This window comes from Solwaraspora sp. WMMD406 (assembly GCF_029626025.1).
Taxonomy (GTDB): Bacteria; Actinomycetota; Actinomycetes; order Mycobacteriales; family Micromonosporaceae; genus Micromonospora_E.
In genome coordinates, this window is the sequence record NZ_JARUBF010000001.1 from 6,299,327 (window position 1) to 6,312,517 (window position 13,191).

15 protein-coding genes and 2 pseudogenes are annotated in these 13,191 nt (G+C 69.9%); 11 read left to right on the forward strand and 6 right to left on the reverse strand.

Annotated elements, in window-relative coordinates:
• Nucleotides 1-83 precede the first annotated feature (83 nt).
• From O7632_RS28040 to O7632_RS28050, 3 genes are all read left to right on the forward strand, one after another.
• The gene (locus O7632_RS28040; RefSeq protein WP_278118647.1) at nucleotides 84-926 is read left to right on the forward strand and encodes a redoxin domain-containing protein; all 843 of its coding nucleotides are present in this window, start codon (nucleotides 84-86) and stop codon (nucleotides 924-926) included.
• A gap of 93 nt (nucleotides 927-1,019) precedes the next feature.
• Nucleotides 1,020-1,505 carry a hypothetical protein gene (locus O7632_RS28045; RefSeq protein ID WP_278118648.1) on the forward strand — a complete coding sequence of 162 codons (486 nt, stop codon included), beginning with the start codon at nucleotides 1,020-1,022 and terminating at the stop codon, nucleotides 1,503-1,505.
• Nucleotides 1,506-1,605: 100 nt separating this feature from the next.
• Nucleotides 1,606-2,184, forward strand: a complete 579-nt coding sequence (locus O7632_RS28050; protein ID WP_278118650.1) for a hypothetical protein — start codon at nucleotides 1,606-1,608, stop codon at nucleotides 2,182-2,184.
• 107 nt (nucleotides 2,185-2,291) lie between these two features.
• On the opposite strand, the gene O7632_RS28055 is transcribed toward O7632_RS28050, so the two are convergent.
• On the reverse strand, nucleotides 2,292-3,347 hold the full coding sequence (locus tag O7632_RS28055; RefSeq protein WP_278118652.1) for a hypothetical protein: 1,056 nt from the start codon (nucleotides 3,345-3,347) through the stop codon (nucleotides 2,292-2,294).
• 303 nt (nucleotides 3,348-3,650) lie between these two features.
• Here O7632_RS28055 and O7632_RS28060 point away from each other — a divergent pair, with 303 nt between their 5' ends.
• On the forward strand, nucleotides 3,651-4,262 hold the full coding sequence (locus O7632_RS28060) for a TMEM175 family protein (protein ID WP_278118654.1): 612 nt from the start codon (nucleotides 3,651-3,653) through the stop codon (nucleotides 4,260-4,262).
• Nucleotides 4,263-4,657: 395 nt separating this feature from the next.
• Complete coding sequence (locus O7632_RS28065) at nucleotides 4,658-5,632, forward strand: hypothetical protein (protein ID WP_278118655.1); 975 nt, start codon at nucleotides 4,658-4,660, stop codon at nucleotides 5,630-5,632.
• A 113-nt stretch (nucleotides 5,633-5,745) separates the two neighbouring features.
• Here O7632_RS28065 and tnpA read toward each other — a convergent pair.
• Nucleotides 5,746-6,161, reverse strand: a pseudogene (gene tnpA, locus O7632_RS28070) (IS200/IS605 family transposase).
• 25 nt (nucleotides 6,162-6,186) lie between these two features.
• Between tnpA and O7632_RS28075 the strand changes: the two are divergent.
• The 3 genes and pseudogenes from O7632_RS28075 to O7632_RS28085 all read left to right on the forward strand — a co-directional run bounded on the left by O7632_RS28075 (nucleotide 6,187) and on the right by O7632_RS28085 (nucleotide 7,586).
• Nucleotides 6,187-6,288 (forward strand): helix-turn-helix domain-containing protein, encoded by a 102-nt coding sequence (locus O7632_RS28075; protein ID WP_278119963.1) that lies wholly within the window; start codon nucleotides 6,187-6,189, stop codon nucleotides 6,286-6,288.
• A gap of 43 nt (nucleotides 6,289-6,331) precedes the next feature.
• Nucleotides 6,332-7,177, forward strand: a pseudogene (locus tag O7632_RS28080) (transposase); the annotation flags it as partial.
• A 55-nt stretch (nucleotides 7,178-7,232) separates the two neighbouring features.
• Nucleotides 7,233-7,586 carry a hypothetical protein gene (locus O7632_RS28085; RefSeq protein ID WP_278118657.1) on the forward strand — a complete coding sequence of 118 codons (354 nt, stop codon included), beginning with the start codon at nucleotides 7,233-7,235 and terminating at the stop codon, nucleotides 7,584-7,586.
• Here the strand turns inward: O7632_RS28085 and O7632_RS28090 are convergent.
• From O7632_RS28090 to O7632_RS28105, 4 genes are read right to left on the reverse strand one after another with little or no spacing between them, the layout of a single operon-like run.
• Nucleotides 7,491-7,892: a DUF3817 domain-containing protein gene (locus O7632_RS28090; RefSeq protein WP_347403607.1), complete on the reverse strand. Its 402-nt coding sequence runs from the start codon at nucleotides 7,890-7,892 to the stop codon at nucleotides 7,491-7,493. The two genes, O7632_RS28085 and O7632_RS28090, sit on opposite strands and share 96 nt — an antisense overlap.
• A 28-nt stretch (nucleotides 7,893-7,920) precedes the next feature.
• Nucleotides 7,921-8,289 (reverse strand): MmcQ/YjbR family DNA-binding protein, encoded by a 369-nt coding sequence (locus O7632_RS28095; protein WP_278118659.1) that lies wholly within the window; start codon nucleotides 8,287-8,289, stop codon nucleotides 7,921-7,923.
• Nucleotides 8,290-8,345: 56 nt separating this feature from the next.
• Complete coding sequence (locus O7632_RS28100) at nucleotides 8,346-9,131, reverse strand: trans-aconitate 2-methyltransferase (RefSeq protein WP_278118661.1); 786 nt, start codon at nucleotides 9,129-9,131, stop codon at nucleotides 8,346-8,348.
• Between the two features lie 2 nt (nucleotides 9,132-9,133).
• Nucleotides 9,134-9,745, reverse strand: a complete 612-nt coding sequence (locus tag O7632_RS28105; RefSeq protein ID WP_278118662.1) for a GNAT family N-acetyltransferase — start codon at nucleotides 9,743-9,745, stop codon at nucleotides 9,134-9,136.
• Nucleotides 9,746-9,900: 155 nt separating this feature from the next.
• Between O7632_RS28105 and O7632_RS28110 the strand changes: the two genes are divergently transcribed.
• From O7632_RS28110 to O7632_RS28120, 3 genes are all read left to right on the forward strand, one after another.
• Entirely contained in the window at nucleotides 9,901-11,112 is a 1,212-nt protein-coding gene (locus tag O7632_RS28110) for a transposase (RefSeq protein ID WP_278118663.1), read from the forward strand.
• An 86-nt stretch (nucleotides 11,113-11,198) separates the two neighbouring features.
• Nucleotides 11,199-11,840: a hypothetical protein gene (locus O7632_RS28115; RefSeq protein ID WP_278118665.1), complete on the forward strand. Its 642-nt coding sequence runs from the start codon at nucleotides 11,199-11,201 to the stop codon at nucleotides 11,838-11,840.
• Nucleotides 11,837-12,985 carry a hypothetical protein gene (locus O7632_RS28120; RefSeq protein ID WP_278118667.1) on the forward strand — a complete coding sequence of 383 codons (1,149 nt, stop codon included), beginning with the start codon at nucleotides 11,837-11,839 and terminating at the stop codon, nucleotides 12,983-12,985. Before O7632_RS28115 ends, O7632_RS28120 begins: the two co-directional genes overlap by 4 nt.
• Nucleotides 12,986-13,191 lie beyond the last annotated feature (206 nt).

Here is a 13,191-nt window from a genome sequence, read left to right on the forward strand (position 1 = left end):
TGTCGACGACGACACGCGGGTTCGCGTACCCGCCGAGTTGACTGATCGGTCAACTGTCACCCAGCACACGAGGAGAACCAGCCATGGACAGGCCAGCGACAGCGACCGGCAAGCGACCCACCGCCACGCCGGGATCCACGTACCGGTTCGAACGCTTCACCACCGCGTTGCTCGTCGACGACATGTTCTTCCGCGCCGACGCGCCCGGCGCCGGCGACCGGGTGCCGGCCTTCGACCTGCCCACCCTGGACGGCGGGCGGTTCCGCAGCGACGACCTGGGCCCACTGCCGGTGCTGATGGTGTTCGGATCACGGACCTGCCCGGTCACCGAGAGCGCCGGCCCGGCGCTGCGCGCCCTGCACGCCGAATTCGCCGGACAGGTACGGTTCGTGCTGGTCAACACCCGTGAAGCACATCCCGGCGACGTGTTCACCCAGCCACGGTCCACCTCGGAGAAATGGGCCCACGCCCAGGAACTGCGTACCCACCACGGGTTCACCTTCGAGGTCGCGGTCGACGACATCGACGGCGACCTGCACCGGGCGATGACCCCGAAACCCAACTCGGCCTACCTGCTCAGCCCCACCGGCATCATCGTCTACCGGGCGCACTGGGCCAACGACGAACGCGGGCTGCGGGCGGCACTCACCCGCGTCCGCGCCGGCCAGCCGCCCGTACGGGGGGCCAGCCGGGCGATGGTGGGACCGTTGCTGCGGGCGGTCGGCCACCTGCCCGGCGTGGTGGCCTTCGCCGGACGCGGCGTCGAACGCGACGTCTGGCGCGCGGCGGCACCGCTGGCGGTCCTCGGCCGGCTGTCCCGGCTGTTCCGTGGCCTTCCCACCGACCTACGTGGCCCGGCCGCGACGGTGCTGCTCCTGACCGTCGCCGCGATCGCCACGCTCGCCGGGAGCCTGCTCCTACGGTGAGCACCGCGCCACCCGTCCGGCGGAGCCATGCCGATGGCCCGACTGGCAGGTCCCGCCCCCGGTCGGGCGGCGTCGACCTGCCAGGATGAGGCGGTGTCGTATCCCCCTCATCCCGGCTACCCGCCGATGCCCGGTCCGGCGTCTCTGCTGATCGCCTACCCGCACCCGATAGCTCCGCCGCCGGGCTGCGCCGTGCTGGTGGTCTCGGTCAACCGGGGCCCGTACCTGGTGCCGGCGACGGCGGCGGGGCGGTTCAAGGTCGGCGGCCGCGACGTTCCGATCCCCCACGAGGGCACCTGGCACGTGGCGGTGCCGGCCGGTCAGCACGACGTCCGGTACACCGACTTCATGGGCCTGCCGGTGATGACCACGACGGTCATGGTCCAGCCCGGGACGGCGCATCCGCTGTCGTTCCGGTTCGGCGGTTGGCGCAACCGGGTCCACGACGGGTACGGCACCGACGTGACGAAGTTCGGCCTGTGGTCGAACTACCTGATCGCGCTGGTCACGCTGGTGGTGTTCGGGGTGGTGTGCTGCGGCGGGTTCGGGCTCGTCGCCGCGCTGTCCGGGTCGCCCTGACGGCGAGTCTCGGACAAATCAGACAGGTACCGGAACCGATGGCGCCGCGTACGCGTCCAAACACTGTCTGATTCCCACGCCCCTCGCCCAGGAGGTGGCCATGCAGAACAATCGAAAGAACATCAGGAGGCTCGCGCTTCTCCCACTCGTCGTGGCGCTCGCCGCCGCCGGCTGCGCGGGCACCGGTACGGGAGGTTCCGCCGGGCCCGCGCCGGCACCCGAGGAGGGTACGACCGTGAATCCTTCATCACGGGCGAGCGCCGACGCGCTCGGCTGCGGTGCACCGTTCGAGGTCGCGGCCGACGGAGTGCTGACCGTCGACGGCCAGTTCCCCTCGACCGCGGCGGCCGCCGACCGCGACGTCACCGGCACCGTCGAGGTCACCAGTAACCGCGCCGTTCGCGGCGTGGTCAGCCCACGGGCCGAGGTGTTCCTGGTCCGACAGGGCCGGGTGGCGGCGGTGCCGGCCGCCCAGGACCTGGTCGGCGTGCAGTGGGACCTCGCCGCCGGTGACGTACGACGGTTGCCCGGCGACGTACCGCTGGTCTCCTGCGAGCCGGACGGCGGGCCGATCCCGGCCGGGACCTACCAGCTGTACGCGCGGGTGTCGATCGTCCCGGACGACGGCGCCGACCGGCTGGTGTCCTACGGCGGCCCGTGGCAGCTACGGGTCGACTGAGACCGCGGCCGCACCGGGCCGGGAACCTCTGTGATTCCCGGCCCGGTGCGCTTCCCGGTCGCCGCACCGTACGAGATCGCCGCCGGGCGCGCCGACGCCGGACCTGATCAGCCGGTGACGATGCTGACGCCGTACGCGGCCGCGACGTCGATGTAGCGCTCGGCGTAGCTGGTGGTGCCGTTGCCGGCGATCACGTTGCCCCGGATCCACGCCCCACCCGAGGTGTCCTTCACGTAGAACGGGCTGCCCGAGTCGCCGCCGGCCGGCTGCGTGCCGCCGTTGAAGACGATCACCGGAGACTTGCAGCCGGTGGAGGTGCAGACCTGGCCGGTGATGCTGGTCGCGGTGTGCCCGCAGTGCTCGCCGGTGGTCCGGCCACTGTGGCAGTAGTCGGTGAAGCCGACGTAGGCGGTCCCGGCCGCCACGACGGGTGCGCTGGAGGTGCTGGTCACGCCGCCGGTGAAGATCCGGCCCGAGTAGGACCGGCCGCCGACCAGCTCCATGTCCTGGGCGTGGCCACTGACCGTGGGCAGTCGCCGGTTCGACACGACACCGTACGGGTTGGCTCCCGACTCGGTGAGCACGTTGATGCCGTTGGCGAAGCAGTGCCCGGCGGTGACGGAGAAGCGGGTACCGGCGCCGTTCTGCACGGCGTACCCGGCCGAACACCAGGCCACCCCGGCGGTCTGGGTGATGCCGCCACCACCCCAGTACGGCTGGATGTCGTCGCGGCGGTGCCAGAAGTCGCTGGTGGTGGATTGGTTCACCTGTACGGCGTTCGCCGCCTGCAGGTGGCCTGCGGTCATGCCGGTCGGCTTCGTCAGCGCGGCCACCACGTCGGCGGGCGCGTCGGTGTCGAGGACGATTTTGCCGGTGGTGGCGTCGAAGTAGCTGCCGAAGGTGTACTTCGTGCCGTGGGTGGCGACGTAGTCGGCGATCCGTCGCTGGATCACCGCCAGGGTCGCGGTCGCCGCCGCCGAGGCGGCGACGGTGGCGCGGGCGTTGCGGTCCGGCGCGTGCCTGTCGGCGAGTTGGACCGTGGCCGAGCGGGCGGTCTCCTTGCCTCCGTTCGGCGCGGCGTGCGCCGCGCTCGTGCCGAGCACGGCCAGCGCGACGGCCGCAGCAGCCACGGCGCCGGCGAACGCCCTCCTTTTCGCGAACATGATTCCTCCTTATGAATTGCGGCCCGTTACCGCAAGATGGTGCATGCATAAGAAGCGATCACGACGCAAGATCGATAGTAGAATGTCAATGTTGAGACAGTACGGACATGTACATCCGCCGGCCCGGAAACAAGAATGACGGATCTAGGACCAGCCGACGACACCTACAGTGGGAAGTATCAATAATCGCTTGACACCTGTCCCGGCGATGTGTCCGAAATCCAGCGGCAGCCGCGCTTCGATGCGAGAATTCTTCCACCTCTACGGACACCGAACAGGCAGCTCGGAGCGAGCGGTGAAGCGGTGAAGGCAGATCGACTGGGGTCGTTCAGCGATGGCGTACTCGCCATCATCATCACGATCATGGTGTTGCAGCTGAGAGTGCCGGAGGGTCACGAACTCGACGACCTGATTCGCTCGACCGGCGTCGGCCTCCTGACGTACCTGCTCAGCTTCGTTTACATCGCCACCTACTGGAACAACCATCACCAAATGTTCCACCTGGTCCAGCATGTCGACGGATCCATGTTGTGGGCCAACCTGGCACTGCTGTTCTTCCTGTCGCTGCTGCCGTTCACCACCTCCTGGCTGGACCAGTCACAGTTCGCCACCACCCCGGTCGTGGTGTACGGCCTCAACCTGCTGGTCGCGGCGATCGCGTACTTCGTGCTGCAACGGGCGATCATGTGGCGGCAGGGGCCGGACTCACCGCTGCGCCGAGCGGTCGGCACCGACGCCAAGGGCAAGATCTCCCCGATCCTGTACGTCGCCGGGATCCTCAGCGCACTCACGATCGACCGAGGCGGGCCGGTCGGCGTCGGGATCGCGTTGGCCTGCTTCGTCGGGGTGGCGGTCCTCTGGATCGTCCCGGACCGGCGGATCGTCCGGGTGATCGACCAGGCCGACCGGACCTAGCCGGGTCCTCGACCAGACCGACCGGACCTAGGCGTACCGATGGTGTTCCGGCGCTTCCGCGAATGGCCTCGTGGGGTACGCGATCCCCGGCTCAGGGAGTCCGGCATGCCGGGTGAGGGTGCCGTCGTCGAGCCGGCGACCGGGTAGCCGGGTAGCCGGGCCGGAGACAGCCGGACGAGACCGTCGATGGTGACGAACTTCGGCATCGCGGATCCTCTTCAGCCAGGCCCTACCGCTCAGACAATGGCAGAATTCTCCGCCAATCGGACTGAGCGTACCGCTTGGCAGACCATGCCCGACGGACCGCTCGCCGGGCACCGTCACTCGGGTAGGTTCGATCTTCGAGAAGCAGGCCGGGTGACTGGGAGTACGAGTTGGCGCAACCGTCCCGTCCCGTGACATCACCACCGCCGGTGGAGATCGAGGAGCTCTTTCCCGAGCTGCGGGAGCACGCGGCGACCGCGATCCGGCTGCACCCCCGGCCGGGTGAACCGGGCGTCGACGACAGCTCCGTCGGCGGGCCGCTGCGCTGGCCGGCCGGCGAGCCGTGGCCGTACTGCACCGACCAGGACCACTACGTCGACCAACTGTTGACGCCCGACACGGTCCGCCGGACCCGCCGGGTCTACGCGGCGGCGAAGGCCCGCGCGACGGCCACCGGGCAGAAGTACACGTTGACCGAGGCCGAGCAGGCAGAGGTGCCGGAGTTCGACTACACCGAGCCGTTGGCGTTGGCGAAGCAGCCGATCGCGTTGGTCCCGGTGGCCCAGCTGTACCGGCACGACGTCCCGGATCTCGACCTCGGCGGGCCGCCGGACGCCGACCTGCTCCAGGTGCTCTGGTGTCCGCTGGACCATCCGGACACCGGTTACCAGCCTCGGGTCGAGCTGCGTTGGCGGCGGGTCGCCGACATCCACGGCCAGCTGGACCCGGCGCCCGAGCCGGTGGTGGTGAACGAGAACTATCTGCCGACGCCGTGCGTGGTGCACCCCGAGCCGGTCCGGGAGCACCAGTACGCCGATCTGCTGCCGGAGAACCTCAAAACACGGCTGTACGCCTGGGAGAAGCAGTCCGGTCACAGTTACCAGAACGACTTTTCGCTGGCCCCGGGCTGGAAGGTCGGCGGTTTCGCCAACTGGTCGCTGTCGGACTGGCAGCCGGTCGACTGCACCGCCTGCGGCACACCGATGACGTTGCTGCTGACCGCCGACTCGGGTGCACGCACCGGCAGCCAGCGGTGGCGGGCCACCGGTGAATCGGCCGACGCGCCGATGAACCCGGTCGACGTACTCATCGGTCGGGGTTATGCGTTGTACGTCTTCGCCTGCCCGACGTCGGCGGCACACCCGGCGGCCACCGCGATGCAGTGAGGTCGACGCCCCACCTCGACGTGCCCTGCTACCGGAATGCGGGCCGGTGCTCCGGCCTTCGGGCCGGGGGTGAAGGCCCGTGCTGGGAGGGCCGCCAGGGCCCGAGCAGTGTTCTAACCTGGCTGGTTCTGCTGCTCGATGTACTGCTTCACGGCGCTCGGCGGCGTGCCGGCGACGGAGCCGGCGAAGTACGAGCCTGACCAGAGCTTGTTGGCCCGGTAGAAGTGGCGTGCGAGGTCGGGGAATTCCTGCCGCAGGCGGCGCGACGAGACGCCCTTGAGGCTGTTGACCAGGCGGGCCACGGCGACTTTGGGTGGGTGGTTGACCAGCAGGTGGACGTGGTCGTGGCCGCCGTTGAACTCGACCAGTTCGGCCTCGAAGTCGTGGCAGACGTCCCGCATGATCTGTTCCATGCGGGTCAGGTGCCGGTCGGCGAACACCTCGTGCCGGAACTTCGTGACGAAAACCAAATGGACGTGCATCGCGAAACACAGTGCCTGCCGGTACGGACACCTTCGAGTTCTGCCATAGACCAACATGATATCGTGTGGTTCGTGCAGCTCCGGTACCAGTTCCGGGTCTATCCGACACCCGACCAGCAGATCGCGCTGGCCCGGGCGTTCGGATGCGCCCGGGTGCCGGTTCCGGTCCCGTAAGGACAACCGGCAGGCTGTCCGCTTCACCCGCAACTCCCGGTTCACGGTCCTGGACAACGGCCGTCTGCGGCTGCCGAAGATCGGCGACCTCACGGTCCGCTGGTCGAGGTCGTTGCCGTCGGACCCGTCCTCTGTGACGGTCATCCGGGACGCCGCCGGGCGGTATTTCGCCTCGTTCGTCGTCTCGTCCACGGACGAGCCGCTGCCCGAGTCGGACTCGGAAGTGGGGATCGATCTGGGGCTGACGCATTTCGCGGTCATGTCGGACGGTACGAAGGTGGCCGCACCCAGGTTCCTGCGCCGCGCGGCCCGCAAGCTCAAGCGGCTGCAACAGGCCCTGTCCCGCAAGCAGCGCGGGAGTCAGAACCGCAAGAAGGCTGTGGTGAAGGTCGCCAGGGCACACGCCCGGGTGGCCGACACCCGGCGGGACTGGCAGCACAAGCTGTCCACGACGATCATTCGCGAGAATCAAGCGGTGTACGTCGAGGATCTGTGCGTCGTCGGTCTCGGCCGCACGAGGCTGGCGAAGTCCGTGCACGACGCGGGATGGTCGTCGTACGTCGCCATGGTGGAGTACAAGGCGGCGAGGTACGGACGCACGTTCGCCCGGGTGGACCGGTGGCTCCCGTCCACCCGGATGTGCTCGGACTGTGGCCGGGTCAACGAGAAGATGGCGCTCGACGTCCGGTCGTGGGTGTGTCCGTGTGGCGGTCTCCACGACCGGGACGTCAACGCGGCGATCAACATCAAGGCCGCCGGGCAGGCGGACTTCAACGACCGTGGAGCGCGGGTAGGACCGGGACCCGTCCCGGCACCGCGCGGTGAAACGGTAACCCACCAGAACACCGCGCGTGACACGCGCGGTGTGGCTGGAATCGCCGCCGCTTAGGGCGGCGAGGATGTCAAGGTGAGCCCCGACGCGGTCCTGGTACGACGGAGGTCACGTGGGCGGTCGACGGTCGTTGCCAAAGCAGTTCGTGGGCAGATTCAACGCCTGCGTTCTGACGTTGCGTTCGTCGCCCCGGTGGGGCCGGCTGGTCCAACGCCACCTGACGGTCGTCACCTACACCGGGCGCCGGTCGGGCCGCACGTTCAGCACCCCGGTCAGCTTCCGCCGTACGGGCGACACCGTCACCATCAGGGTCGCGATGCCGGACGCCAAGAACTGGTGGCGCAACTTCACCGACGGCGGCGGCCCGCTCTCACTGCACCTCGATGGGGTCGACCGCCCCGGGCACGCCGTCGCCCGACGCGACGACCGGGGCCGGGTCACGGTCGTCGTCACCCTGGACAGCTGACCCGACGCTGGCGAGCATGCCGCGCCGACGGGCCCACCGCTCGAAGGCGAGCGTCGCGAACGGCGGCACCGCGCAGATCATGGCCAGCACGGTGACCGGCACCCGCCACCGGTGCACCCAGGCCACGGCCAGCGTGAGCAATCCGTACGCGGCGAAGAGCGCCCCGTGGATCGGCCCGAAGATCTGCACGCCGAGTTCGTTGCCGGGCGGCCCGTACTTGACCGCCATCCCGACCAGCAGGCCCGCCCAGGAACCCGCCTCCGCGATGGCCGTCACGACGAACAGCCGGGTCACCATCTCGCGCATCCACCCGATGGTAGTGGCGCTGTCGGCCTCAACCACGGTTGACGTGCTCCGCGAGCTGCTCCGGGGCGCGCATCCGCCACGCGTCGGTGACCAGTTCGGCGAGCCGGTCGACGTCGACCCGCTCCAGTCGGAGCATCACCAGCGGCAGACCGTCGTAGGCGGGTGTGGTGAAGAACAGGTCGGGTTCGCCGAGCAGCAGCGCCTGCTTCTCTGCCTCGTCGCCGACGTACAGCACGGCGACGTCGGTGCGGATCACCCGTGGCTTGCCAGGTCGGCGCTCCGGGTAGGACCAGACGAAGCCCTTGTCGGCGACCCGGAAATCGAAACCGTCGCTGGGTATCTCGACGACCTGCGGCAGCGTCAGCGCCAGGCGACGAACGTCGTCGGCGTCAGCCATCGGGACTCCTGCGCACCGCCGCACCGCACATGGCCACAGGTTAGCCGTCGGTCCGGTCAGCCGTCGGTCCTGGTCGCCACGACGAACACCCGGCGGAACGCGAACGCGACAAGTCCGTCCCGGATCGGGTATCGGAGCGCGAGGTCCGCGCCGAGCCACTGGCGGAACAGCGCCCATTCGTCGTCGTCCAGCGCCGCCCGGACCGGCCGGGCAGCCGTACCCTCGACCCAGGCAAGCACCGGATGCGCCGCCGGGTCGGGGTCACCGGCGGGCAGCAGATGCAGGTACGTGGTCTCCCACGCGTCGACCGCGCAGCCGGAGGGCAGCAGCACGGCCGCGTAGCCCGCCGGGTCGAGCACCGCGTCCCCGCCCCGGATGTCGGACAGCCGGTCCCGCCACCGGGGATCCGTCGCGACCGAGCGGATCGCCTGATGCGCCGGGGCGTCGAAGTTGCCGGGGACTTGGACGGCCAACACCGCCCCCGGCCGCAACCGGGCCGCCCACCGCTCGAGCAACGCGGGATGCCCGGGCACCCATTGCAGTACGGCGTTGCAGGTCACCACGTCGGTGTCGGGCGCCGGGTCCCAATCGGTCACGTCGCCGACGTCGAACCGTACCGGTGACCCGAGCGCCCGGGCAGCGGAGATCATCTCGACCGACGAGTCGAGCCCGCTGATCCGGGCCTGCGGCCAGCGCGCCGCCAAGCGGAGCGTCATGGTGCCCGGCCCGCAGCCGAGGTCGACGACCACTGCCGGGTCGTCGACCGCGATCCTCGCCAGCAGGTCGTCGAACGGACGGGACCGGTGGTCGGTGAAGCGCAGATAGGCGGCCGGGTCCCACATCGCTACCGTCCTCCCGGCGGTGCCGGCGTGCCGCCGGCCCGGTACGCCGCCCATTCCTCGGCGAGCATGGCGAAGTCGAGTTCCGTGCTCCACTCGCCTTTGAAGAATTCGTTGCGGACCAGTCGGGCTTCCTGCCGCATGCCGAGTCGCCGCGCGAGTCGGGCCGACGGCTCGTTGCGTTCGTCGATCCGGGCGACGATCCGGTGCAGGCCGAGGTGGTCGAACCCGAGGCCCAGCAGTGCGTACGCGGCCTCGGTGGCGTAGCCGTTGCCGCCGACGTCGGGGTGTACGACGTAGCCGATTTCCCCGCCACGATGCACGCGGCTGCGCCAGAAAAGCACCACGTCGCCGATCAGCCGGCCGGTCCCGGCGATCTCGACGCCCAGGGTCAGCGCCTGACCGTCGTCGGTCAGACCGGTGTTGGCCCACATGGTGGAGAGCCGTCTGACGATCTCGTCGCGGGTCATCGGCCCGAACGGCACGTACCGGCAGACGTCGGGCAGGCTGCGGTAGGCCAGCAGCGCGTCGACGTCGTCGATGGTCAGCGGGCGCAGCAACAACCGCTCGGTGCGTACCGGGTAGTCGGGGCGCAGGCCCGACGGCGGTGCGGTCATCGGATTCCTTCCGTGGATACTCCGGTGTTGCGGCCGGAGAGGAAACGGAACTCCTGCGGAGCAGGACAGGGCAAGTCGATCCGCCGCCGAGGCGGATCGGCGTCCACCCCACACGCAACCCCACCGCTCACGACCGGATCGCTAGACTGTCGACTGTGTCCAGGACCGTGAAGCGGGCGTTCAAGTACCGCTTCTACCCGACCCCCGGGCAGGCGGCCGAGCTCGCCCGGACGTTCGGCTGTGTCCGGCTGGTCTACAACAAGGCCCTGGCCGCCCGCACCGAGGCCTGGACCCAACGCCAGGAACGGGTCACCTACCACGCCACGTCGGCGATGCTGACCGCGTGGAAGAAGACCGAGGAGTTCGCGTTCCTCGGTGAGGTGTCGTCGGTGCCGTTGCAGCAGGCGCTGCGGCACCTGCAGACCGCGTTCACCAACTTCTGGGCGAAACGGGCCCGATACCCGACGTTCAAGTCGAGGAAACGGTCGCGGCGGTCTGCGGAGTACACCGCCAGCGCGTTCCGCTGGCGCGACGGCCGCCTCACCCTGGCGAAGATGACCGCACCGCTGGACATCGTCTGGTCCCGGCCACTCCCGCAGGGCGCGGCGCCGTCGACGGTGACCGTGTCCCAGGACCCGGCGGGCCGCTGGTACGTCTCCCTGCTCTGCGACGACCGGATCGAACAGGTGCCGGCCTCCACCGCTGTGGTGGGGGTCGACGCCGGTCTCGACAGCCTGTTCACCCTGTCGACCGGGGAGAAGATCGCCAACCCGAGGCACGAACGCCGCGACCGCCAGCGGCTGACCCGCGCCCAACGCAACCTCGCCCGCAAAGCCAAAGGCTCGGCGAACCGGGCCAAAGCCCGACTGGCGGTGGCCCGCGTGCATGCCCGGATCGCCGACCGCCGCCGCGACCACCTGCACAAACTGACCACTCGGCTCGTTCGTGACACCCAAACGATCGTGATCGAGGACCTGACCGTCCGCAACATGACGGCCAACCACCGTCTGGCCCGCGCCATCTCCGACGCGGCCTGGCGGCAGTTCCGCACCATGCTGGCCTACAAGGCCGACTGGTACGGCCGGGACCTGGTGGTCGTCGACCGCTGGTTCCCGTCGACCCGACTGTGCTCCGCGTGTGGTGCCCTGGCCGAGCGGATGCCGTTGGCCGTCCGGTCGTGGACCTGCCGGTGCGGGCGGACCCATGACCGGGACGTGAACGCGGCCCGCAACCTTCTCGCGGAGGGGCTCTCCGTGATTGCCTGTGGAGGCGGTGTAAGACCTCACCGGGAGTCCTCCTCTCGGACGGGGCGGTCGTCGGTGAAGCAGGAACCCCCTGGGGCGACCCAGGGAATCCCCGTCCCTTAGCTTTAGGCGGGGAGGATTGTCAACTCCGCCGGCCAGTCAGTGTCGGCATGGTTGGTATTGTCGCCGCCCGGTCCGACAATGTGGCGATGGCATCGGAGTCCGACCGCGACCAGTCGACACGGATCCTGCGCACCTGGTCCGTGCAGCTGGTGGCGGTCGCCGGGGCCTGGGCGGTGGTCGTCGGAGTTCACCTGTTCGGCGTACGGATCGCCAGCCTGTGGCTGCTCGCGCCGGTGGTGTACGTACTGGTCTGGTTGCTTGCCATGCTCGTCACGACGACGGTCGTGGTGTCCGCCTGGCGACGTCGGCGGCGGGCAGCGGCAGCGGGCGTCGTGACCATCGCGGTGCTGGTGGCCGCAGGTGTGGTCGCCGTCGACTGGACGTACGCCTACGCGCAGGGCTTCTTCCGGCTCCACCGCGCGGACTTCGCGGCTCTCGCGGCGCTCGCCGATGCCGGCGGGCTCGCCTCCGGGGAGTACTACGGAGCCCGGCTGCCAGCTGATCTGCGGCACCTGTCGGTCACCGGTCGGGCGGCCTGGATCGGCCCGCGTGGTGGTGACCGCACGGTACTGTTTGTTCCGATGTGGACAGGCTTGTTGGATGGCGCGGTCGGCTACGCGTACGACCCGAAGACCCCGGCACCGGCAACCGGGGGCCGGCTCGACTGCTTCGCCGACCTCTGCGAGGTCCGCTGGACGCTGGGTGACGGCTGGCGGTGGGTGGGGTGACGCGCCGTGGGATCGATCGACCGGCGGCGGCGGCCGCCGGGCCGCCGGCGCCGGACGAGCACCCCGACCACGTACGGGTGGCCCGGCACCGGACCGTCGCCGCGCACCTGGCCGCGCTCGACGACGACGAACTCGCCACGCTGCTGGCCGGCGCGACGCCGGGCGACACCGGGATGGGCGGTGCGACGGCGACCATGTCGGTCGCCGGCGTACCGGTGTTCGTCAAACGGGTTCCGCTGACCGAGCTGGAGCAGCGCCCGGGCAACGTCGGCTCGACCCGCAACGTGTTCGGGCTGCCGACCTTCTACCAGTACGGCTTCGGCTCCACCGGATTCGGCGCGTGGCGGGAGCTGGCGGCGCACCAGCTGGTCTCGGACTGGGTACGGCGGGGCCGGTTCGCCGGCTTCCCGCTGCTGTACCACTGGCGCGGGGTGTCGCGACCGGCGGTGGCGTCGACGCAGATGCCGTTGTGGACGCCGTCGCCGTTGTCCACACCCGAGGCGATCGACACCTGGGTCCGGCGCTGGGATGACTCGGCCGCGGTGCGGGACCGGCTCACCGCCATCGCCGACGCGTCGGCCGGCATCGTCCTGTTCCTGGAGCACATTCCGTACCAGTTGGACACCTGGCTGGCCGATCAGGCTGGCGCGGGCGAGCGAACCGGCCCGGCGGAGCGGGTCGCCGCCGCGTACGACCTGGTCGACCGGTCGTTGCGGGCCGGTACACGGTTCCTGTCCACGCAGGGTTTCGTGCACTTCGACGCACACTTGCGCAACCTGCTCACGGATGGCCGGCGGGTCTACTTCGCCGACTTCGGCCTCGCGGTCCACTGCGGATTCGAGTTGAGTGCGGAAGAGTCCGCGTTCCTCGCCCGACACCGGGCCTACGACCGGTGCTACACCGCCACCCAGCTGACCTTCCGGCTGATCAAAGGCACGCTCGGGCTGGACTGGCCGGACAGCCTCGAATACCTGCGCACGGAGCGGGCAGCCGGCTGTCCGGACCTGCCGGCGGCGGCCCGGGTACTGGTGTCACGGGACGGGCGGATCGCCGAGCTCATGGGCGGCTTCTGGCACCGGATGCTGCGGGACCGGACAACGTCCTACCCGTACGGCGAACTCGAGGCGGCGCTCGCGGCGCGGTGACCACCGGTCGGGACACCGGCGACGGTCGGCCACCCGTACCGGTGCCGACCCCGGCCTGCCGATCGACACCGAAGATCCGCCGATCGACACCGAAGATCCCCTGTATCGCAATGTGAAGGGTTGACGGCAGGAAGTCATCAACATCACGATGGTCGCCGACAGCGTTCCACGAGCTTCGATGAGTTCGGACTGATCCCGGCCCCGCG